The 19,587-nt window shown below is 70.4% G+C and carries 24 protein-coding genes; 11 read left to right on the top strand and 13 right to left on the bottom strand.

Features of this window, described 5'->3' with window-relative positions:
* Positions 1-72 precede the first annotated feature (72 nt).
* Together ACQ86L_RS16375 and ACQ86L_RS16370 are read left to right on the top strand one after the other, a co-directional pair.
* A complete protein-coding gene (locus ACQ86L_RS16375; RefSeq protein WP_434316361.1) occupies positions 73-582 on the top strand; it encodes a CGNR zinc finger domain-containing protein in 510 nt (169 codons plus the stop codon).
* A gap of 214 nt (positions 583-796) precedes the next feature.
* Positions 797-1,285 (top strand): YajQ family cyclic di-GMP-binding protein, encoded by a 489-nt coding sequence (locus tag ACQ86L_RS16370; protein ID WP_345840152.1) that lies wholly within the window; start codon positions 797-799, stop codon positions 1,283-1,285.
* On the opposite strand, the gene ACQ86L_RS16365 is transcribed toward ACQ86L_RS16370, so the two are convergent.
* The 4 genes from ACQ86L_RS16365 to ACQ86L_RS16350 are packed head-to-tail and all read right to left on the bottom strand — an operon-like array spanning position 1,191 to position 5,634.
* A complete protein-coding gene (locus tag ACQ86L_RS16365) occupies positions 1,191-2,273 on the bottom strand; it encodes an alpha/beta hydrolase (RefSeq protein ID WP_434316360.1) in 1,083 nt (360 codons plus the stop codon). The genes ACQ86L_RS16370 and ACQ86L_RS16365 overlap by 95 nt on opposite strands.
* Before the next feature lie 59 nt (positions 2,274-2,332).
* Entirely contained in the window at positions 2,333-3,715 is a 1,383-nt protein-coding gene (locus ACQ86L_RS16360; protein ID WP_434316359.1) for an FAD-dependent oxidoreductase, read from the bottom strand.
* Positions 3,716-3,733: 18 nt separating this feature from the next.
* Positions 3,734-4,813 carry a polyprenyl synthetase family protein gene (locus ACQ86L_RS16355; RefSeq protein WP_434316358.1) on the bottom strand — a complete coding sequence of 360 codons (1,080 nt, stop codon included), beginning with the start codon at positions 4,811-4,813 and terminating at the stop codon, positions 3,734-3,736.
* Positions 4,753-5,634 (bottom strand): demethylmenaquinone methyltransferase, encoded by an 882-nt coding sequence (locus tag ACQ86L_RS16350; RefSeq protein ID WP_434316357.1) that lies wholly within the window; start codon positions 5,632-5,634, stop codon positions 4,753-4,755. The genes ACQ86L_RS16355 and ACQ86L_RS16350 overlap by 61 nt, the downstream gene beginning before the upstream one ends.
* A gap of 334 nt (positions 5,635-5,968) precedes the next feature.
* Here ACQ86L_RS16350 and ACQ86L_RS16345 point away from each other — a divergent pair, with 334 nt between their 5' ends.
* On the top strand, positions 5,969-7,060 hold the full coding sequence (locus tag ACQ86L_RS16345; protein ID WP_434316356.1) for an isochorismate synthase: 1,092 nt from the start codon (positions 5,969-5,971) through the stop codon (positions 7,058-7,060).
* 18 nt (positions 7,061-7,078) lie between these two features.
* On the opposite strand, the gene ACQ86L_RS16340 is transcribed toward ACQ86L_RS16345, so the two are convergent.
* Together ACQ86L_RS16340 and ACQ86L_RS16335 are read right to left on the bottom strand one after the other, a co-directional pair.
* Positions 7,079-7,933, bottom strand: a complete 855-nt coding sequence (locus ACQ86L_RS16340; protein WP_434316355.1) for a PPK2 family polyphosphate kinase — start codon at positions 7,931-7,933, stop codon at positions 7,079-7,081.
* Positions 7,934-7,997: 64 nt separating this feature from the next.
* Positions 7,998-9,920 carry a thioesterase domain-containing protein gene (locus ACQ86L_RS16335; RefSeq protein WP_434316354.1) on the bottom strand — a complete coding sequence of 641 codons (1,923 nt, stop codon included), beginning with the start codon at positions 9,918-9,920 and terminating at the stop codon, positions 7,998-8,000.
* Between the two features lie 106 nt (positions 9,921-10,026).
* Here ACQ86L_RS16335 and ACQ86L_RS16330 point away from each other — a divergent pair, with 106 nt between their 5' ends.
* From ACQ86L_RS16330 to ACQ86L_RS16320, 3 genes are all read left to right on the top strand, one after another.
* On the top strand, positions 10,027-10,413 hold the full coding sequence (locus ACQ86L_RS16330; RefSeq protein ID WP_370055947.1) for an SHOCT domain-containing protein: 387 nt from the start codon (positions 10,027-10,029) through the stop codon (positions 10,411-10,413).
* 131 nt (positions 10,414-10,544) lie between these two features.
* Positions 10,545-11,219, top strand: a complete 675-nt coding sequence (locus ACQ86L_RS16325; RefSeq protein ID WP_434316353.1) for a GntR family transcriptional regulator — start codon at positions 10,545-10,547, stop codon at positions 11,217-11,219.
* Positions 11,219-11,920 (top strand): GntR family transcriptional regulator, encoded by a 702-nt coding sequence (locus tag ACQ86L_RS16320; protein WP_345840144.1) that lies wholly within the window; start codon positions 11,219-11,221, stop codon positions 11,918-11,920. The genes ACQ86L_RS16325 and ACQ86L_RS16320 overlap by 1 nt, the downstream gene beginning before the upstream one ends.
* A 59-nt stretch (positions 11,921-11,979) precedes the next feature.
* Here the strand turns inward: ACQ86L_RS16320 and ACQ86L_RS16315 are convergent, their stop codons facing one another.
* The 5 genes from ACQ86L_RS16315 to ACQ86L_RS16295 form a co-directional block, all read right to left on the bottom strand.
* Complete coding sequence (locus tag ACQ86L_RS16315) at positions 11,980-12,279, bottom strand: Dabb family protein (protein WP_345840143.1); 300 nt, start codon at positions 12,277-12,279, stop codon at positions 11,980-11,982.
* Positions 12,276-12,542: a glutaredoxin family protein gene (locus ACQ86L_RS16310; protein WP_434316352.1), complete on the bottom strand. Its 267-nt coding sequence runs from the start codon at positions 12,540-12,542 to the stop codon at positions 12,276-12,278. Before ACQ86L_RS16310 ends, ACQ86L_RS16315 begins: the two co-directional genes overlap by 4 nt.
* Positions 12,543-12,625: 83 nt before the next feature.
* Positions 12,626-12,724, bottom strand: a complete 99-nt coding sequence (locus ACQ86L_RS16305) for a 30S ribosomal protein bS22 (RefSeq protein ID WP_003792170.1) — start codon at positions 12,722-12,724, stop codon at positions 12,626-12,628.
* Positions 12,725-12,792: 68 nt separating this feature from the next.
* On the bottom strand, positions 12,793-13,023 hold the full coding sequence (locus tag ACQ86L_RS16300; protein WP_345840141.1) for a helix-turn-helix domain-containing protein: 231 nt from the start codon (positions 13,021-13,023) through the stop codon (positions 12,793-12,795).
* 96 nt (positions 13,024-13,119) lie between these two features.
* Positions 13,120-13,536: an ArsR/SmtB family transcription factor gene (locus tag ACQ86L_RS16295; RefSeq protein ID WP_345840140.1), complete on the bottom strand. Its 417-nt coding sequence runs from the start codon at positions 13,534-13,536 to the stop codon at positions 13,120-13,122.
* 186 nt (positions 13,537-13,722) lie between these two features.
* On the opposite strand from ACQ86L_RS16295, the gene ACQ86L_RS16290 reads away from it, so the two are divergent.
* Entirely contained in the window at positions 13,723-14,637 is a 915-nt protein-coding gene (locus ACQ86L_RS16290) for a hypothetical protein (protein WP_434316351.1), read from the top strand.
* Positions 14,638-14,693: 56 nt separating this feature from the next.
* Here the strand turns inward: ACQ86L_RS16290 and proC are convergent, their stop codons facing one another.
* The gene (gene proC, locus ACQ86L_RS16285) at positions 14,694-15,542 is read right to left on the bottom strand and encodes a pyrroline-5-carboxylate reductase (RefSeq protein WP_434316350.1); all 849 of its coding nucleotides are present in this window, start codon (positions 15,540-15,542) and stop codon (positions 14,694-14,696) included.
* Positions 15,543-15,565: 23 nt separating this feature from the next.
* On the opposite strand from proC, the gene ACQ86L_RS16280 reads away from it, so the two are divergent.
* Complete coding sequence (locus tag ACQ86L_RS16280) at positions 15,566-16,528, top strand: cation diffusion facilitator family transporter (RefSeq protein ID WP_434316349.1); 963 nt, start codon at positions 15,566-15,568, stop codon at positions 16,526-16,528.
* Positions 16,525-17,226, top strand: coding sequence for a glutamine amidotransferase (locus ACQ86L_RS16275; protein ID WP_434316348.1), 702 nt, complete (start codon positions 16,525-16,527; stop codon positions 17,224-17,226). The genes ACQ86L_RS16280 and ACQ86L_RS16275 overlap by 4 nt, the downstream gene beginning before the upstream one ends.
* Before the next feature lie 81 nt (positions 17,227-17,307).
* Here ACQ86L_RS16275 and tadA read toward each other — a convergent pair whose 3' ends face one another.
* Entirely contained in the window at positions 17,308-17,775 is a 468-nt protein-coding gene (gene tadA, locus ACQ86L_RS16270) for a tRNA adenosine(34) deaminase TadA (RefSeq protein ID WP_434316347.1), read from the bottom strand.
* A 54-nt stretch (positions 17,776-17,829) separates the two neighbouring features.
* Between tadA and upp the strand changes: the two genes are divergently transcribed.
* Positions 17,830-18,462 (top strand): uracil phosphoribosyltransferase, encoded by a 633-nt coding sequence (gene upp / locus ACQ86L_RS16265; RefSeq protein WP_434316346.1) that lies wholly within the window; start codon positions 17,830-17,832, stop codon positions 18,460-18,462.
* 409 nt (positions 18,463-18,871) lie between these two features.
* Positions 18,872-19,570 carry a winged helix-turn-helix domain-containing protein gene (locus ACQ86L_RS16260; protein ID WP_434316345.1) on the top strand — a complete coding sequence of 233 codons (699 nt, stop codon included), beginning with the start codon at positions 18,872-18,874 and terminating at the stop codon, positions 19,568-19,570.
* The last annotated feature ends 17 nt before the right edge of the window (positions 19,571-19,587 follow it).

Here is a 19,587-nt window from a genome sequence, read left to right as displayed (position 1 = left end):
TACGTGGATGCCTCGAAGCTATCGGACGCATGCTAACCTGTCAACGAGTTTATACAGGTTAGGGGAAACGCGGTGCGGGAAGACGAGGACCTCCTGCTCGAACTGCTGAACACGACACCCGTGTCCGGCACGGTGGAGGTCGACGAGCTCGCCGACGACGAGGTGGCGTCGGCATGGTTGGCCGAGCGCGGATCGCGCACGGCGCCGAGCGCGGCCCGGGCGGTGCGTGCGGCGATCCAGGACGTGGTCCGGGGCGTCAGCGGCCCCTCCGCTCTCGAGCCGTTCCTGAACGATGTCCGTTCGATTCCGGTCGTCGACGGCGGCGGTGTCCGCTGGGAGACGGCCATCCCACCGGAGGCCGCGTTCGCCTCCCGGATGGTGCTGACCTGGGGCGACCTCCAGTCCCGGCGACCGGGGCGCCTGCGCCCGTGCGCGAATCCCGAGTGCCGCCGGTTCCTGATCGACCGGTCCAGGGCGAACACGGCGCAGTGGTGCTCGATGGCGCTGTGCGGCAATCGGATGAAGGCCCGGCGCCACTACGAGCGGTCGCGCGGATCGTCGGCGGAGGGAATCGCGCTCTAGACGAGCTGGCGCTGCTGCCGGCGGAACCGGGCGGGCGTCTCGCCGACCGCGGTGCGGAACGCCCGCGTCGACGCGAGTGGCGCTCCGTGGCCTTCACGTTCGTAAGATAGGGAGCGTGGCTGCAGCGCATCGGCGGTGAAGTCACTCGTGGCGGACTCAGGCTCGGCGAACCTGCGGCCCGGTCGGCAGTCGTGATCAAGTTGGGATGGATACAGTGGCAGACTCCTCGTTCGACGTCGTCAGCAAGGTCGACAAGATGGAGGCGGATAACGCCGTCAACCAGGCCCGCAAGGAGGTCGAGCAGCGCTACGACTTCAAGAACGTCGGGGCCTCGGTCGAGTGGAGCGGCGAGCAGATCCTGCTCAAGGCCAACACCGAGGAGCGCGTGAAGGCCGTCCTCGAAGTCGTCGAATCCAAGTTCATCAAGCGCGGCATCACCCTCAAGTCGCTCGACACCGGCAAGCCGTATGCGTCGGGCAAGGAGTTCCGCATCGAGGTCGGGCTCAAGAACGGCATCGAGCAGGACGCCGCCAAGAAGATCAACAAGCTGATCCGCGACGAGGCGCCCAAGAGCGTCAAGTCGCAGATCCAGGGCGACGAGCTCCGCGTCAGCTCAAAAAGCCGGGACGACCTCCAGGCGACAATGGCCCTCTTGAAGGGCGCCGACCTGGACGTGGCCCTGCAATTCGTGAACTTCCGCTGAGCGCTCCCCGCAGCCAGCGGGCGACCTGCCCGTAGGCCGCCACGCGCGCCTGCTCCCGCGACAGGAACACGTCGTGCAGCGCGCCGTCGATCCGCGCGACCGTCACGGTCGGCGCGAGCCGCAACGACCGCACGGCGATGTCCTGCACCAGCAGCACCACGTCCGAGCTGAGCATGTCCGTCGTCCAGTACGGCAGCAGCGTCGAGCGGGCCGAGAGCAGCGTGAGCACCGGGACGTCGATCGCCAGGCCGGCCGCGACGCGCGCGTGCCCGGCGAGGATGGCGGTGAGCCAGGCGGGGTGCACAGCGAACCCGCGCACGGGACGCCAGGTCAGGTCGTAGTCCCACTCGCCGTCCAGCGTCCGCGACACCGACCGCGTGTAGAAGCCGAGGTCGACGTTCGGCATGGCGGCCTTCGGCTCCAGCCGCGACTGGAGGTCCATGAGCGGCGCGAGCATCGCGCGCCCGGCCGAGTGCGCCTGGAACTCCAGCCACGGGCTGTTGAGGATGAGCGCCGACGCCCGGCCGGGGTGCCGGTCCGCCCACAGGCTCAGCGTGAGGCCCCCCGTCGAGTGGCCCAGCAGGATCAGCCGGCGCGGAGTGCGCTCGCCCTCCGCGTGGCCCATTGCGCTCAGCGCCGCCTCGATGTCGGCGTCGTAGGTGTCGAGCGAGTCGATGAACCCGGGAGTCTGGCCGGGGCGGAGGCTGCGGCCGTACTTGCGCAGGTCCAGCGCGAAGAACCGCGCGCCCTGGTCGTGCCAGAAGCGCGCGAGCCCGGTCTGGAAGAAATAGTCCGACCAGCCGTGCACGTACAGCACGTCGGTCTCGTCGGCCGGACGGCCGGGCCGGAGGTCGGCCAGGTGCGGCCACGGCTCGTAGCGCACGAGCGTCGCGACGACCTCGCCCTCGGCGTCGTGGCCGAGCGGGAGCGTCGCCTGCTGGAACCCGGCGCCGAGGACGTCGGGGCGCCACTCCACTGGGCCGACCATGCCTCCAGCGTGCCAGATGGGAGGGGCGGGACGCGAGAGGCGTCCACCGCGACGCCGGCCTACTCCGCCGCCGTCGCCTCCACCGCGGCTCCGTTCGACGCGCGCAGCATGTCCTCGCGCGGGACGACCTTGATCCGGGCGCGGCCGCGCTCGGCGCCGAGGGCCTGCTCGTGCGCGTCGAGGTTGTGCCAACCGTCCAGGTTCGTGTACTCCACACCCCGGTCGCGCAGCAACTTCTCCACAGATTCCTCGGAGGGGTCAGCGGGAGACCACCAGTTGCCCTGATCGTTGATCACATGCTTGATCGTCTCCATCGCATCCGACTTGGTGTGACCGATGAGGCCCACCGGGCCCCGCTTGATCCACCCCGTCGCATACACGCCGTACATCCGCTCGTTGTCGCGGTTGCGCAGCACCTGGCCCTCGTGGTTGGGGATGACGCCGTGCTTCTTGTCGAACGGGATGCCGGGCAGCGGCGACCCGAAGTAGCCGACCGCGCGGTAGATCGCCTGGATCTCCAGCTCCCGGATCTCGCCGGTGCCGCGCACGCCGCCCGCGCCATCCGACTCGGTGCGCTCGTACCGGATCGCGCGCACGTTCCCGTCCTCGTCGCCGAGCACCTCCAGCGGCTTCGCGTAGAAGTGCAGGTGGAGGCGCCGGGAGGCCGCGCCCACCTCGCGCTGCCGCCACTGCTGCAGCACGCGGTCGATGACCATCACCTGCTTGTTGCTCGCGATGGCGTCCCTGGAGTGCTCGTCGTACTCGAAGTCCTCGTCGTAGAGGATCATGTCGACGTCGCGCAGCTCGCCGAGCTCGCGCAGCTCCAGGGGCGTGAACTTCACCTGCGCCGGGCCGCGGCGGCCGAAGACGTGCACGTCGGTGACCGGCGACTCCTTCAGGATGTCGTAGACGTTGTCGGGGATCTCCGTCGGCAGCAGGTCCTCGGCGTGCTTCGCCAGGATGCGGGAGACGTCGAGCGCCACGTTGCCGTTGCCGACCACCGCGACGGACTTCGCCTCCAGCGGCCAGGTGCGCGGCACGTCGGGGTGGCCGTCGAACCAGCTCACGAAGTCGGCCGCGCCGTACGAGCCGCCGAGGTCGATGCCCGGGATGTCGAGGGCGGAGTCGTGCACCGCGCCGGTGGCGAAGATCACCGCGTTGTAGTGGTTCTTGAGGTCGTCGAGCGTGATGTCGACGCCGTAGGTGACGTTGCCGAAGATGCGGATGTCGCCACGGTCCAGCACCTCGCGCAGCGCCGTGATGATGCCCTTGATGCGCGGGTGGTCGGGGGCGACGCCGTAGCGCACCAGCCCGTAGGGCGCCGGAAGGGCCTCGAACAGGTCGATCGAGACGTCGAAGCCGCGCTCCGCCTTGAGCAGGATGTCCGCGGCGTAGATCCCGGCCGGGCCGGCGCCGACGATCGCCAGTCGCAGTTTGGTCATGCGTTGATTCCTTCGTGCTCAGCTCGAACGTTCGACGATCGTGTCGGCGAACCGCACGAGCGCCTTCTTCACGGGGCCGTCGGGCAGCGGATCGAGCGCCTCCACGGCCTCCCGGGCCCAGCGGTGCGCCTCCTCGAGCGTCTCCGCCGTGACCGGGTGCTCCCGGAGCGTGGCGATCGCCGCGGTCGCCTCCGGGGTGATCTCGCCCTCCTCGGCCGTGCCCATGACGTCGCGCTCGAGCCGTTCGAGCAGGGCGCTCGCCTCGGGGTCGGCGTCCGCACGCTCGCGGAGCTTCAGCACGGGGAGCGTGGCGACGCCGGCGCGGAGGTCGTTGCCCGGCGTCTTGCCGGTCTCGGCGACGCCGACGGACGAGAGGTCGATGACGTCGTCGATGAGCTGGAACGCGACCCCGATCTTCTCGCCGAAGGTCACGACGGGCTGCTCGTACGCGGTGTCGGCGTTCGAGAACGCCACGCCCATCTGGGCCGCTACGGCGATGAGGGAGCCGGTCTTGTCCTGCAGCACCCGGACGTAGTGGGCGATCGGGTCCTCGCCGTCCTGCGGGCCGATGGTCTCGTGGAGCTGGCCGAGGCACAGCCGCTCGAACGTGTCGGCCTGGAGCTGGATGGCGCGCTCGCCCAGCGCGGAGACGAGCTTGCTGGCCCGCGCGAACAGGAGGTCGCCGGTGAGGACGGCGACGGAGTTGCCCCAGACGAACTGGGCCGTCGGCACACCGCGCCGCATCTGCGAGTCGTCCATCACGTCGTCGTGGTAGAGCGAGGCGAGGTGGGTGATCTCGACGGCCTGCGCGGCCTGCAGGACGCGCGGGGTGTTTCCGTCGCCGAGCTGCGCTGTGAGGAGCGTGAGCATCGGGCGGACGCGCTTGCCGCCGGCCTCCAGGAGGTACCGGGTGGTGACGTCGGCGAGGTTGTCGGCGAACCGCATCTCGCGGTGCAGCGCCTCCTCGACCTGTGCCAGGCCGTCGTCGACGGCGTTGGCGACCTGGCGGTCCTCGCCGCGGACGAAGATCCGCTCGGTCAGGCCGAGCTGGCTGCTGAGCGACGCGGGTCGCCGCACGGCCGGAACGCTGCGTGCCACTTACTCCCCTCGGATGGGACGGCGGACGTGGGCTGTTTCGCTGCGGGCTTCTTCGCTGCGGGCTTCTTCGCTGCCGGCTTCTTGGCCGCCGGCTTCTTCGCGACCGGCTTCGCCACCTCCACAGGCTTCCACCCGCGGTGCAGCGCCACGATCCCCGCCGTCAGGTTGCGCCAGGCCACCCGCTCGAAGCCGGCCTCGCGCATCCACGCCGCAAGCGCCGGCTGGTTCGGCCACGCCTCGATGGACTCCATCAGGTACTCGTACGCCGCGGGGTTCGAGCTCGCCACGCGGGCCAGCACGGGCATCCCGTAGCGCAGGTACGCGCCGTAGCCCGCACGGATCGCGGCCACGGGAGGCTGGGAGAACTCGCACACCACGACCCGGCCACCCGGCTTGGTCACCCGGTAGAACTCGGCGAGCGCCGCCCGCGGGTCGACGATGTTGCGCAGCCCGAACGAGATCGTGACCGCGTCGAACGTGTCGTCGTCGAACGGGAGCTTCGTGGCGTCCGCCTGCACGAACCGGACGAACGGGTTGCCGGCCTGCCTGCGCCGGCCGACCTCGATCATGCCCTCCGAGAAATCGGCGGCGACCACGCTGGCCCCATTGCGCGCCAGGGACGCGCTGGAGGTGCCGGTCCCGGCCGCGACGTCCAGGATCGTCTCGCCGGCGCGGGGCCCGACGGCTCGCGTCGTCGCCAGCCGCCACAGCGTCGCGTTGCCCATCGAGAGGACGGTGTTGGTCCGGTCGTAGTGGGTCGACACCTCATCGAACATGGCGGCGACCTGGGAGGGCTGCTTGCTGAGGTCGGCCTTACTCACCCCCCAGCTTAGGCTGCGCCGACATGCCGTGCATTTCGGGGCGTCGCACAGCGCCTCCGTCACCGGGCCAACGCCCAGCCGCCGCGCATCCGGCGCCCAGCGGCCCGGGCGTAGGCTGGTCCGGTGACCGCACCCTCGACCACCCGCCGGGCTACGGGCGTGACCGCCCTGTCGGTCGAGACCACCCCCTCGACGACGTCCGGCATCTCGTTCCCTTCCTCGACTCCCGCCGGCCCCTCGTGTGGATCCGCAAAGGCGAGGGGATCGCCGGCATCGGGGAGGCGGTGCGGCTGGAGTTCCGCGGCCCGGACCGCATCCGGCAGGCGTCAGAGGCGTGGCGGGCGACCGTCCGGGCGGCGAGCGTGACGGACGCCGTGCGCACACCGGGCACCGGCCTGGTCGCGTTCGGGACCTTCGCATTCGACGACGAGAGCACGGCCACGAGCGTCCTCATCGTGCCGCAGGTCGTCCTCGGTCGCCGTGGCGGGCGCAGCTGGATCACCCGGATCACGCCGGTGGACGACTCCCCCGCGGCGGCGAACGCAGCCGACCCGCGGACGCAGCGCGGCGCGGCGCGAGACCTCCCCGGCCGATCGCGTTCGGCGACGAGTACCGGCTCAGCCTCCTCCCCGCCGGACTGGACGAGGGCGGCTACGAGTCCGCCGTCGCGACCGCGGTGGAGCGCATCCGCGAGCACGACCTCTCCAAGGTGGTCCTGGCCCGGGAGCTGTCGGCGCACCTGCCGCTCGAATCGGACGTGCGGCGCGCGCTGGTGGAGCTGGCCCTCGGCTACCCCGACTGCTGGACGTTCGCCGTCGACGGGCTGGTGGGGTCCTCCCCGGAGACGCTGGTGCGGGTGCACCACGGCACGGTGACCGCCCGCGTGCTCGCCGGCACGATGTCCCGCGGCCGCGACGCCGAGAGCGACCGCGCGTCGGCGCTGGCCCTCGCGGGTTCGCCCAAGGACCAGGACGAGCACCGCTTCGCCGTGTCCAGCGTGCTGGACGCGCTCCGCCCGCACAGCGCGGACCTCGGCGCGAGCGACGAGCCGTTCACGCTCAAGCTGCCGAACCTCTGGCACCTCGCGACCGACATCGCCGGGACGCTCAGCGACGGGTCGAGCTCGCTCGACCTCGCGGACGCGCTCCACCCGACGGCCGCCGTCGCCGGCACGCCGACACCGGAGGCGCTGGCGCTCATCCGCGAGCTGGAGCCGTTCGACCGCGGGCGTTACGCCGGACCGGTCGGCTGGGTCGGCGGGGACGGCGACGGCGAGTGGGCGATCGCCCTGCGCTGCGCGCAGCTCGACGAGACCGGCGACCTGACCGCCTACGCGGGCGCGGGCATCGTGGCCGACTCCGACCCCGCCAGGGAGTACGCGGAGACGACCATGAAGTTCCGGCCGATCGTCGAAGCCTTCGGCTGACCGGCTCCCGGCTGAGCGCTAGCTCGCCGCCAGCCGGGCCTTCTCGACCTGTACGTCGTAGTCCGGCTCAGGCCACTCCAGCTGCAGCTCCTCCAGCGCGTGGATGAGGAGGTGCTGGACCGCGAGGCGCGCGTACCACTTGCGGTCGGCCGGCACGACGTACCAGGGCGCGTACGCCGTCGACGTGCGGTCGAAGACGATCTGGTACGCGTCCTGGTAGCTGTCCCAGAGCAGCCGCTCGTCCACGTCGCCCGTGGTGTACTTCCACTGCTTGTCGACGCGCTTCAGCCGGTCGCCGAGGCGCTTCTTCTGCTCGTCCTTGCCCAGGTTCAGCATCACCTTGATCATCGTGGTGCCCGACTCGGCCAGCTCCAGCTCGAACTCGTTGATCGCGCTGTAGCGGCGCTCGATCTCCTCCTCCGGAGCGAGCTTGCGGACGCGGCCGATGAGGACGTCCTCGTAGTGCGAGCGGTCGAAGACGCCGACCTCGCCCGCCGCAGGCACGTGGCTCCAGATCCGCCAGAGGAAGTCGTGGGCGAGCTCCACGTGCGTCGGCTTCTTGAAGCCCGCGTACCGCACGCCGCCGAGGTTCATCTGCCCGACGACATGGGTCACGATGCCGCCCTTGCCCGCCGTGTCCATCGCCTGCAGGACGAGCAGCACACTGCGCCGGTCGCCGAGCGTCCCCGCCGCGAACAGGCGCTCCTGGAGGTCCGCGAGGATCGCGGCGCCCTCGGCGAGCGCCGCCGCGCCGTCCTTCTTGCGTCCGTCGAACCCCGGCGTCGCCGCGGTGTCGCTGTCGGCGAGCTGGAAGCCCTCGCCGGCGCGCAACAGCGGGTCCGGGTCCTCGGCCCAAAACGTCTCGCGTCCCATGTCCCCTCCTCGCCCCTGGATCGCACCTTCCTCGGTGGTCCATCCCGCCGATCGTACGACGCGATCAGACTCCTGCTGCGTCGAGCACCGGCTCGAACGCATCCGGCCGGTGCATGACCACCCGCGTCCTCACACCGTCCGGGAACAGCCGGGACACATCCTCCGGCCTGGCGCGGTCGTCCACGATGACGTCGATGGTCTCCCGCCAGCGGCCGTCCGGCATCCGCTGGAGCGTGGCCTCCCACGTCAGTCCCGGCGTCTCGCGCGCCTGCAGCCGCAGGTGGATGCCGACCGCGCGCCTCCGGCCGAGCAGCGACAGCAGGCCGCGGTAGATCGCCGCGCGCCTGGTCGGGGCGAGCCAGGGTCCGAGCGCGCGGACCAGCACGTCCGCGCTCCAGAGGATCGTCGTCGCGAGGCCGCCGCGCGACTGGTACACGTCGACCGCGTAGACGCCCGCGAGCCGGCGCAGCGACTGCCGGAGCGCGCCGCGCGTGATGCCCTCGTCCACTGTGCTGTGCAGGTACAGCGGGACGGCGGGCTGCGCCGTCAAGCTCCCCGCCCGCAGCGCCGAGCGGTCGTGGACGCGCTGCCCGGGGCCGAAGAACGGCCGCAGCTCGCCCAGGAGCACGGCCACGGCGTCGGCCGGCGGGTCGGTCTCGATCGCGCCCGCGGTGTCGGCGTACGCGATCGCCTGGTGCAACGCGCCGAGCCGGAAGCCGGGCGCGAGCGCAGGCCCGGCCTTGACCGTGACCAGCACTCGCGCGCCGTCGAGGTCGAGGCGCACCGGGTTCTCCCGGCCGTCGATGCGCGGGACGAGATCGAGCACGTGCTCGATCGCCAGGGTGCGGATGCCGGCCGGAACGGGCAGGCGTCCGAGCGGCGTTCCCGCGACGACCAGGTGCGTCACGGCGAACCCGGCGGCGTGCGCCCGCACCGCGACCTGCGAGGCGACCATCCCGCCGAGGCTGAACCCCGCCAGCACGACGGGCTCGTCCGGGCGGATGCCGGCCTCGCGCATCGCCTCCAGCGCCGCCCGCGTGATGGTCGCCTCGTGCTCGCCGCCGATGACGAGGTCGGCGGTCAGGTCGTTCGGCGCGATGCCGGGCCGCGGGCTCCAGGACTTCGTGCTCGGGAACTGCACGATCCAGTGCCGGACGCCCTCGTGCTCGCGCTCGACCAGCCGGATGACCGCGGTGTCGATGCGCTCGTCCAGGTCGGGGTCGCAGAGGTCGTCGATCTCGCGCTGGCTGAGCAGCAGGTCGCGGAGCGTGTGCACGGACCGGCGCCGCATCGCCCCGGCGGCGAGCCCGGGCTGGCCGAGCGGGTCCGGCGACGGACCGAGCTCCAGGCCGAGCAGCCCGGCCGGCACGTCGGGGAGGCCGGGCGTCGGCGTGTAGTCGTCGCCGCGCCCAGGGTCGCCCCACCAGGTCAGGAAGTCGTGGAGGAGCGGGAACCGTCGCTCCAGGAGGTCGTCGTAGCCGAGCAGCACCGCGTCGTGCCCGTCGCGCAGCAGCCCACGCCTCCGTCCGAGGGCGACGGTCTTGCGCAGCAACGCCGGGAGGGTGAAGACGGCGAGGTAGGGCCGGGCACGCCAGCGCGGCAGCACGATCCCGACCAGCCCGATCAGGAGGGCGACCGGCCCGAGCACCCAGCCGGCGACCCTGGCCAGCCCGCCGGTCAGCCGGGGCGCCGCCGTGAGGTAGAGCGCGCTCAGCGCCGTGCGCCTGGCGCGGCGGCGGCGCGGCGCGGGCACGGGGAACGGATACGTCACGCGCGACGCGCGCTGCACGGCGAACCAGATCCACTCGGCGGCGAGCGCCAGGAAGGCGACCACGGCTCCGACGACGACCGCGACGACACCGAACGCCAGCAGCGCCAGCCCTGCCGCGAGCGCGACGGGGACGCCGACGATCAGGCCGGCGACGAGGGCTGCCCAGCCGCCGGGCGTCCTCCCCCGCCACACGCGCGGGGGCAGCTGGCTGAGCATGCGGTCAGCCTAACCGCGCCCACCGTCCCGACGGCCGAGCACTGCCGTCTAGCCAGGCGAGCCACGGCGCGGCTACGGTGTGCACACCGATCGAGAGGAGCCCGTCGTGAACGGTTTCTGGAACTTCATCTGGCTGATCTTCTGGGCGTTCGCCTTCGTCGCCTACCTGATGGTGCTGTTCACGATCCTGGTCGACCTGTTCCGCGACGAGAAGCTCAACGGCTGGTGGAAGGCCGTGTGGGTGATCTTCCTGATCTTCGTGCCCTTCCTCACCGCGCTGGTCTACCTGATCGCGCGCGGTCGCGGCATGGCGGAGCGCAACGCCCGCGACCGCAGGACCGTCCCGGAGGACACCGACTACTACACGCACCCCACTCCGTCGGCGACGCCGGCCGCCGACATCGAACAGGCGAAGGCGCTCCTGGACAAGGGCGTGATCAGTCAGAACGAGTTCGACGCGCTCAAGGCGAAGGCGCTCGGCAACCGTTTCTGAGTACATTTCGGGCGATATTGAGCGCGACTCGGACGCTTTCGAGCGCCCGGCAGGCTATCCTGCGATACGACACGCCTGACTTCATCACGCAATGGCCTTGCATCCGACGCAGGTGGATGTAATATTCATGTATGCCTGTACCCATCGCAGAGGCCGTCAGTCCCCGACGGCTCATCCGGGACGAAGTTTTCGTTCGTCTACTCGACGCAATCGTCGACGGGGACCTCACGCCAGGAGAACAGCTCTACGACGCTGAGATCGAGAAGTGGGTCGGGGTCTCCCGCACCCCCGTGCGCGAAGCCCTGAACCAGCTCGCGGCCATGGGGCTGGTGGAGATCATGCCCCAGAAGCGCACCCGCGTCACGCCGATCGATCCCGTGCGCCTGCGCGCGCTCATCGACACCGTCGGCAGCCTCCTCGTCGGCATCGTGCGCGACGCGACGCCGCTCCTCACCGAGGACGACAAGGACGCCCTCCGCGCCTGCAAGGAGCGGGTGGGCGACGGCGACGACATGGCGCAGCTCGTCAAGGACCGTGTGCTCACCGACGGCTTCGTCAACGTCTTCCTCCGCCGCCTCGACAACCGCACGCTCGCGAAGCTGTTCACGCGCCACCTCCCCGAGGTGCGCCGTGCGCTGATCGCCGCGCCGTCCTCCACGGCGTACACGAAGGGCGCCCCGCACCTCGCGGCCGCCGTCGACGCAGCCATCGCCGGCAACGGCGCCAAGGCCGCCAAGGGCGTGTCCGACTTCTGGAACAAGGGACTCGTCACCGTGGTGGACGAGTTCGCAAAGGAGACCCGCTGATGCCGCTCCCCGTCAAAGACTCCGCACCCGTCGAGCGCCAGCTGCTGCGCGATGTCGTCTACAACCGCCTCTACGAGGGCATCCTCGACGGCACGCTGGAGCCGGGTGAGACCCTGCTGGACGAGAAGCTCACCGCGTGGCTCGGCGTCTCCCGCACGCCGATTCGCGAGGCCCTGATGAAGCTCGCCGACATCGGCCTGGTCGAGATGGCGCCGAACCGCTACACGCGCGTCGCGCCCATCGACCTCCGCGCGATCGACGAGGCGATCTACACGACCGGCCTCCTGCACGAGTACGCGGCCCGGACCTCGGTCCCCGGCCTCGACAGCGCGGCGCTCGGCCGTCAGGACAAGGCGCTCAAGGAGATCCGCAAGGCCGCCAAGTCGAGCAACCTCCCGGCCCTCGGCCGCGCGGTGAACGACTTCTTCCTGGAGTTCGAGCGCAACAGCGGCAACGACGTGCTGCTCGCGATCAGCGAGGGCCTGAGCCCGCAGGTGCTGCGCTACGTCGCCGTGTGGAAGCGTCCGTTCGACACCGACGAGCTGCCCGCGCGCGTCACCGAGATCCACGACGCCGCCAAGGCGCACGACGGCGAGAAGGCCGGCGACCTGGTGCGCGCGCTGTACGCGCCCACGCTCGCGCAGTTCCTGTCGGACTACCGCCGCAGCGACGAGGACATCGAGGAGAGCCCCGTCGTCTGAGCGATGCCCGTCCGTGCCCGGCGCCTGTCTCAGGCGCCGGGCACGCGTGCGTCAGAAGCTCAGTACTCCGCGTCGACCGCCGCGCGGCCGGAGACCACGGACCGGATGTACGACGCGACCTTCTCGTGCTCGGGATGCACGACGTAACGCTGGAGGGCGGCCTCGTCCTCGAAGTCGCTGACGAGCACGACGTCGAACTCGTTCACCGGCAGGGAGTTGATCCCCACCTCGAAGCGCAGGATCTCCGGGACGACGGCGGGCAGGGACTCCAGCCCCGCCTTGATGCGGGCGGCCTGGTCGGCGCGCTCCGCCTCCACGGTCGACGCGAGCTTCCACATGACGACGTGACGCAGGGTCAACGGGCCTCCTCCAGCAGGGCGGTGCGCAGGCGCGCCGGGTCGACGCGCCAGTAGGTGTGCTGCCGGCCGTCCACGAGCACGACCGGGATGTCCTCCACGTAGCGCTCGTGCAGCTCGGCGTCGTCGAGGATGCTGAGCTCCTCCACGCGCACCTCGGGGGCGCCGGCGGGGAGGCCGCCGATCACGGACCGGATCGCCTCCCGTGCGTCGTCGCAGAGGTGACAGCCGGGCTTGCCGATGAGCGTGACGGTGACGGTGGACACGGGATCCAGCCTAACCCGCAGCCCGTGCACAGCAGAAAGCGCCGGACCTCACGGACCGGCGCTCGAGCAGCAGACGCTGAGGTCTACTTCTTGTTGCGACGCTGGTGGCGCGTCTTGCGAAGAAGCTTGCGGTGCTTCTTCTTCGCCATACGCTTGCGACGCTTCTTGATAACGGAACCCACGTAGACCTCACAAAGTTAGGGGTTTGCCGCGAAAAACGCGGCGACACGAGCAGCCAGTCTACCCGACTTCACGCCGAGTCCGCGACGCCGCCGTCCAGGTGGGGCCGCACAGCCTCCAGCGTCTGCGCCACGGCGGACTCCGGAACGCGGAACGAGCGGCCGAAACGGATCGCCGGAAGCTCACCGGAGTGGACGAGCCGGTAGACGGTCATGCGGGAGACGCGCATCATGTCGGCCACCTCGGCGACCGTCAGGAAGCGCACCTCGCGAAGAGCGTTCGAGCCCCCATCGTGAACCATGCGGTGTCCCTTTCTTGCCCGTCATCGTACTCGGGTCGTGACGACGGGGAACTAGGGAACTCTAGTCTCTGCGCTGGCTCGGACTCCAGCGCCGGATCAGTCCCTGCGCCACTTCTTCGGCGTGACGCGCTCCACCCGGCGGCGGGTATCGGCGAGCACCTTGCCGACCGTGCTGGCGAACTCGCGCGTCTCGTCGGCGAGCTGCACGGAGTAGGCGGACAGGTCGACGTCGGACGCGGTGAACGGGATGACCCAGTCCTCCACTGCCTCCAGCGGCGTGGGGTCGAGCCGGTAGTAGCGGTGCTGCCCCTCCTCGCGGACCGCGACCAGTGACGCCTCGCGCAGCACCTTGAGGTGCTTGGACACGGTGGGCTGGCTCAGCTCCAGGGTGGCCACGATCTCCGACACCGAGATCTCCCCGACGGGACGCGCGTCATCCGAGTTGCGGTCGAGCAGCACTTTGAGGATGTCGCGCCGCGTCGGGTCGGCGATCACGTCGAAGATGTCGGCCATCCCCCCAGGCTAGTCGTACGACCCCCCGAGTACCACGCCCCACCCCCTCCACCCCCCTCCACCCCCCTCCAACAATTCCGGAGTTGTGTACGCCTCCAACCGGCGTGTTGCGTGCATAACTCCGGGAGAGATTGTCGGGCTGTGGAGAAGTCGGAAGCGTGATCGCCGGCGCGGCAGGGTGTTGGGATGGAGACGTACGACACGCTGGTGGAGCAGACGGGGTTCACGGTCGAGCGGGGCCGCGCAGCGGGGCTGACGCGGCGACAGCTCGACGGCGTCGCGATGCAGCGACCGTTTCGGGACGTGCGCAGTGTCGGCGTCGAGTATCGCGACCACCGCGACCTCTGCCGCGCCTACGCGGCGTTCGAGCGCGGGCAACACACGTTCAGCCACCAGTCCGCGGCAATGATCCACGGCTTTCCCCTGCCGCACTGGGCGGTCCCGAAAGACATCCATGTCGCCGTGTTCGCTCCGGCGAAGCCTCCGCAGATGGTCGGGGTCGTCGGCCACGAGTTGCGCGCGGCGGGTCACAAAGTCGTCGACGTCGACGGCTTGCGCGTGACTGCCGCCGAGGACACGTGGGCGCAACTCTCACGGACCCTTCCGTTCGAGGATCTGGTCGTGATCGGCGATTGGCTCGTGACCGGCGATGAGCCGCACTCGAACGTGGCTTCCGCGTGGGCGATGGCGGATCTCGATCGAGCCGTGCGCCACCACGCTCGTCGTCCGGGCATCCGTCGGCTACGTCAAGCTTTCGAGGCAGTCCGGTTCGGGCCGCTCTCGCCTCAGGAGACGCGCCTCCGTCTGCTCCTGGTCAGCGCAGGATTGCCTGAGCCCGAGTTGAACTACCGCGTCCTCCGCGACGGCAGGTCAGTCGCAATGGTCGACCTCGCGTTCCCGGAGCGGCGCGTCGCGATCGAATACCTGGGCGACATCCCCCGCACCGACCGAAGCGCATTCCGCGAGGACATCGCTCGACGAGAGCGCCTCACCGAGTGCGGCTGGAACGTCGTCTTTCTCACCGCAGACGACCTGAAACCGCCCGTACCGCGCGCCCTCCTCACCGTCCGCCGAGCACTAGCGCGATCAGTTCCGGAGTAATGCACGCTCGCAACCGGCGTGTTGCGTACATAACTCCGGAACGGATTGCTTGTGGGCTAGCCGGCGGCGAGTTCGCGGGCTCGGGCGAGGGCGGCGGAGGTGGCGCGGGTGAAGAGGGCGGGGAGGTCGGCGTCGGCGAGGACCGCGATGGCGCGTTCGGTGGTGCCGTTGGGGCTGGTGACGCGGCGTCGGAGTTCGGCGGGGTCCTCGCCGGAGGAGACCAGCAGCTCGGACGCGCCGAGGAAAGTGCCGTTCACGAGCGTGCGCGCCTGCTCCGGCGTGAAGCCCTTCTCGATGGCGGCGGCGGTCAGCGCCTCCACCAGGAAGAACACGTACGCCGGCCCCGAGCCCGAGATGGTGCTGAGCGCGTCGAGCTGCGACTCCGGCACCTCCACGACCTCCCCGACCGTCTCGAACAGTGCGCGGACCAGCGCCAGGTCGTCCGGCTCCGTGCGGGTGCCCGGGCTGATCCCGGTGACGGCCTTGCCCACGACGGCGGGCGTGTTCGGCATCGAGCGGACCACGATCACCGACGGCGGCAGCAGCGACTCGAAGGTCTTGATGGTCACGCCGGCCGCCACGCTCACGACGATCGCGCCCGGCGTCAGCGAGTCGGCGATCTCGTGCAGGAGGTCGGGAACCATCCCGGGCTTGACGGCGACGATCACGAGCTCGGCGCCGTCCACCGCCGCACGGTTCGCGTCACCGTCGTGCTCGGTCGAGTACGCGGTCACGCCCGGGATGCCGGCGAGCTCCGCGGCACGCGCCTTCGACCGGTTCGTGACCCGGATGCCGCCGTCCACACTCACTCCCGGCGCGGTCAGGCCGGAGAGGATGGCGCGCCCCATCGAGCCCGCTCCGAGCATCGCGATGGTGGGCAGCGTGACGTTCTTCGTGTCGCTCATGCGCCCCATCCTAGGATGAGGTCATGAGCGCAGAAGGTGGCACCAGGGCGATCGTCGCGGCCTTCGCCGCCAACCTCGGGATCGCCCTGACCAAGTTCATCGCGTGGGCGTTCTCCGGCTCCTCCTCGATGCTCGCGGAGGGCGTGCACTCGGTCGCGGACTCCGGCAATCAGCTGCTCCTGCTGCTCGGTGGACGCCAGGCCAAGAAGAAGGCCGACAAGGAGCATCCGTTCGGCTACGGCCGCGAGCGCTACGTGTACGCGTTCGTCGTCTCGATCATCCTGTTCTCCGTCGGCGGCGTTTTCTCGCTCTACGAGGGCGTCGAGAAGCTGACCCACCCGCACCCGCTGGAGAACTGGTGGCTGCCGCTGCTGGTGCTGTTCATCGCGATCTGCCTGGAGTCGTTCTCACTGCGCACGGCGGTGAAGGAGTCCAACCCGCTCCGCAGGGGGATGTCGTGGCCGCAGTTCATCCGCCGCGCGAAGGCCCCGGAGCTGCCTGTCGTGCTGCTGGAGGACGTCGCCGCGCTGACCGGCCTGGTCTTCGCCCTGATCGGCGTCGGGCTCACCATCATCACCGGCAACGGCGTCTGGGACGGCGTCGGGACGGTCCTGATCGGCCTCCTGCTGGTCGCGGTCGCGATCGTGCTGGGCATCGAGACCAAGAGCCTGCTGGTCGGCGAGGGCGCCTCCGACGTGGATGTCGCCGCCATCGAGCAGGCGATCCTGGCAGGCGACGAGGTCGAACGCATCATCCACATGCGCACCCTCTACCTCGGGCCGGACGAACTGCTCGTCGGCGCCAAGCTCGCCGTCGCGGGCGAGCAGAACATGCTGGAGGTCTCGGCCGCGATCGACACGATCGAGCGCCGCATCCGCGACGCCGTCCCCGTCGCCCGTGTCATCTACATCGAGCCGGACGTCTGGGTCGACCCGAACGAGCAGCACCCCGCCACCGACACCATCATCGTCAAAGGACTCGAGTGACCCGCACCGCGCTGATCCTGCAGCACGACCCGTCCATCCACCTCGGCAACATCGGCCCGGTCCTCGTGGAGCACGGGTACGACCTCCGCATCGTGGACGTCACGACGCAGGATGTGTCCGCGCTCGACCCTCAGGAGGCCGACCTCGTCGTCGTGCTCGGCGGCGAGATGGGCGCGTACCAGACCGACGAGTTCCCCTTCCTCGCCGCTGAGCGCGACCTGCTGCGGAGCCGCCTCGACGCCGAGCGGCCGACGCTCGGCGTGTGCCTGGGCGCGCAGCTCATGGCCGGCGCCCTCGGCGAGCGCGTCTACAAGGGCGACACCATGCAGATCGGTTACCGCCGCGTGGAGACGACGGAGGCCGGCGCGGCGTCGCCCATCCGGCACTTCGACGGCGTGCCGGTGGTGGAGTGGCACGGCGACACGTTCGAGCTCCCCGCGCGGGCGACGCGGCTGGCGTCCTCCAGCGACTACTCGAACGAGGCGTTCGCGATCGGGGGTTTCGCGCTGGCGGTGCAGTTCCATCCCGAGGTGACGGACGAGATGCACGAGCAATGGGTCTCCGACGGTTATAACGAATTGGATGAACACGCCCTCGACCCCGAGGCGCTGCGCGAGGACCGCGAGCTGTACTCCGCCCGGATGCAGGAGGCCTCCCGCGCCGCCTTCTCCGAGTGGCTGGAGTCCCTCCCCCACTGACCCCAGCCATCGCTTCCGGAGTTGTGTACGCCGCCGACCGGCGTGTCGCGTGCAGAAGTCCGGAAGCGATTGTGGGAGGGGCTAACGCTTGGCGCGGAAGAAGTCGAGGAGGAGGTCGGCGCACTTCTCGGCGAGGACGCCGGGGTAGACGGCGACCTGGTGGTTGAGCCGGCGATCGCGGAGCACGTCGTAGACGGAGCCTGCGGCGCCGGCCTTCTCGTCCCACGCCCCGAACACGACGGTCGGGACGCGCGCCGCCAGCACCGCGCCAGCGCACATCACGCACGGCTCCAGCGTCACGACGAGCGTGCAGCCCTCCAAGTGCCAGTCGTCGCGCGTCGCGGCCGCCGCGCGCAGTGCCAGGATCTCGGCGTGCGCGGTCGGGTCGCGGTGCAGCTCGCGCTCGTTGCGTCCCGTCCCGATGACCTCGCCGTGCTCGTCCAGCACGAGCGCCGCGACCGGGACATCCCCGGTGTCGAAGGCGAGCCGGGCGTCGGCGACGGCGCGGCGCATCCACCGCTCGTAGTCGGCGGGCACGGGAAGGGTCACGGCTGCTCCTGGGTGGGGTCCTCGTCCGGGGAGGGTTCGGCTAGCCTTGAGCCTATGCGAGTGCACGTAGCGGACCACCCCCTCATCACCCACAAGCTCTCCGTGCTCCGCAACAAGGAGACCCCGTCGCCCGTGTTCCGGGCGCTCACGGAGGAGCTCGTCACCCTGCTGGCCTACGAGGCCACTCGCGCCGTTCGCGTCGAGCCCGTCGAGATCGAGACCCCGGTGACTACCACCATGGGCGTCACCCTCAGCCAGCCGCGTCCGCTGGTCGTCCCCATCCTGCGCGCCGGGCTCGGGATGCTGGAGGGCATGGTCCGGCTGATGCCGACCGCCGAGGTGGGCTTCCTGGGGATGGCGCGCAACGAGGAGACGCTCGAGCCGACCACCTACGCCGAGCGCCTGCCGATGGACCTCTCCGACCGGCAGTGCTTCGTGCTCGACCCGATGCTGGCCACGGGAGGCTCGCTGGGCGCCGCGATCGAGTTCCTGTTCGCGCGCAACGCCGTCGATGTCACCGCCATCTGCATCCTCGCCGCGCCGGAGGGGCTGGAGGCCCTGGAGAAGGCGACGGCGGGCCGCGACGTGACCATCGTTCTCGGCGCTCTGGACGAGCGGCTGAACGAGAACGGATACATTGTGCCCGGTCTCGGCGACGCCGGAGACCGTTTGTACGGCACTGTGTAGGGTGTCGAGCACCTCCGCAACATTCCGTAACGATTTGACACGACGTGTCACGGGACGGTTTACTTCTCAACATGACTGACAACTCGCGCACCCTGACCTCCTTCGAGGCCCCTGGGGATGCCGGCATGATGATGCCCGGCCGCGACTCGGTCATGTGTTGCCGAATGTGTCGCTAATCTGACGACCCTTTCGCCGAGCGGTCGCCCTCCGACGCAGACGAGCGTCGGCTCCGGGCACAGCTCCCCGGGCGCGCCACACGAACGCACCCGTGCATCAGTCCCTTTCTGAACAGGGACACCTCGTCACACCGGAAAACCCGCATCCGGCGCACCCTCCTCAGCAGATCGCCGCAGGAGACCAGCCGCACCCGGGTCCGGACGCATCATCATCACCGAAGGACTCCCCTCCCATGTCTCTCGCAACCGTCGACACCTTCCGCCCCGCCACCCCCGTCGTCCCGGCCGCCGCTCCGGCGCCGCGCCTCCGCGCCGTCCCCGAAGGGACCGAGGCCCGCGGCTTCGTCCTCTACGTCGGCATCGACGAGCTGAAGGCCGCAGCCTCCGGCACCGACCTCGGCCGCATCGTCGAGGCGCTCAAGCAGCTGACCGCCGAGCTGGCCCCGGCCTCCGAGACCTACGCCGCCGTCGCCCTGGCCCCCGCCGGCGCCGGCGGACGCGACGTGGACGTCGTCCGCCTGGCCCTGCAGGACCCGGCCGCGATCGCCAAGCACCGCCACACCACGACGGTCGACGAGGACGAGGACCGCGCCGCCTCCGGCGTCGTGGTCGACATCTCGCGCAAGCGCCTCATCCTCGACAACCAGACCGTCTCGCTCACCTACAAGGAGTTCGAGCTGCTGCAGTACCTGGTGCTGCGCGAGGGCCGCACCATCGAGCGCGCCGAGCTGATCTCCTCGCTCTGGTCGAACGCCGACGAGGACGAGATCCCGAACGAGCGCACCATCGACGTCCACGTCCGCCGCCTGCGCGCCAAGCTGGCGCGCTACGAGGACATCGTGCGGACCGTGCGCGGCGTCGGCTACCGCTTCGACCGCCACGCGGACGTCTCCATCCGCCACGCCAGCGCCCCCTCCCCCGACCTCTTCTGAAACCAACAGTTCCGGAG

It is taken from the genome of Leifsonia sp. P73 (assembly GCF_051059105.1).
GTDB lineage: Bacteria > Actinomycetota > Actinomycetes > Actinomycetales > Microbacteriaceae > Leifsonia.
The sequence above is the reverse complement of the archived record's forward strand: the minus strand, read 5'-3'. Positions and strand labels throughout refer to the sequence as shown.

Bases quoted from the DNA above. Each gene is read 5' to 3' on its own strand.
- ACQ86L_RS16290 (WP_434316351.1), top strand. From the start codon at position 13,723: ATGGAGACGTACGACACGCTGGTGGAGCAGACGGGGTTCACGGTCGAG.
- ACQ86L_RS16340 (WP_434316355.1), bottom strand. From the start codon at position 7,933: ATGGGACGCGAGACGTTTTGGGCCGAGGACCCGGACCCGCTGTTGCGC.
- ACQ86L_RS16300 (WP_345840141.1), bottom strand. From the start codon at position 13,023: ATGGTTCACGATGGGGGCTCGAACGCTCTTCGCGAGGTGCGCTTCCTG.
- ACQ86L_RS16325 (WP_434316353.1), top strand. From the start codon at position 10,545: ATGCCTGTACCCATCGCAGAGGCCGTCAGTCCCCGACGGCTCATCCGG.
- ACQ86L_RS16365 (WP_434316360.1), bottom strand. From the start codon at position 2,273: ATGGTCGGCCCAGTGGAGTGGCGCCCCGACGTCCTCGGCGCCGGGTTC.
- ACQ86L_RS16295 (WP_345840140.1), bottom strand. From the start codon at position 13,536: ATGGCCGACATCTTCGACGTGATCGCCGACCCGACGCGGCGCGACATC.
- ACQ86L_RS16360 (WP_434316359.1), bottom strand. From the start codon at position 3,715: ATGACCAAACTGCGACTGGCGATCGTCGGCGCCGGCCCGGCCGGGATC.
- ACQ86L_RS16320 (WP_345840144.1), top strand. From the start codon at position 11,219: ATGCCGCTCCCCGTCAAAGACTCCGCACCCGTCGAGCGCCAGCTGCTG.
- proC (WP_434316350.1), bottom strand. From the start codon at position 15,542: ATGAGCGACACGAAGAACGTCACGCTGCCCACCATCGCGATGCTCGGA.
- ACQ86L_RS16280 (WP_434316349.1), top strand. From the start codon at position 15,566: ATGAGCGCAGAAGGTGGCACCAGGGCGATCGTCGCGGCCTTCGCCGCC.
- upp (WP_434316346.1), top strand. From the start codon at position 17,830: ATGCGAGTGCACGTAGCGGACCACCCCCTCATCACCCACAAGCTCTCC.
- ACQ86L_RS16335 (WP_434316354.1), bottom strand. From the start codon at position 9,920: ATGCTCAGCCAGCTGCCCCCGCGCGTGTGGCGGGGGAGGACGCCCGGC.
- ACQ86L_RS16260 (WP_434316345.1), top strand. From the start codon at position 18,872: ATGTCTCTCGCAACCGTCGACACCTTCCGCCCCGCCACCCCCGTCGTC.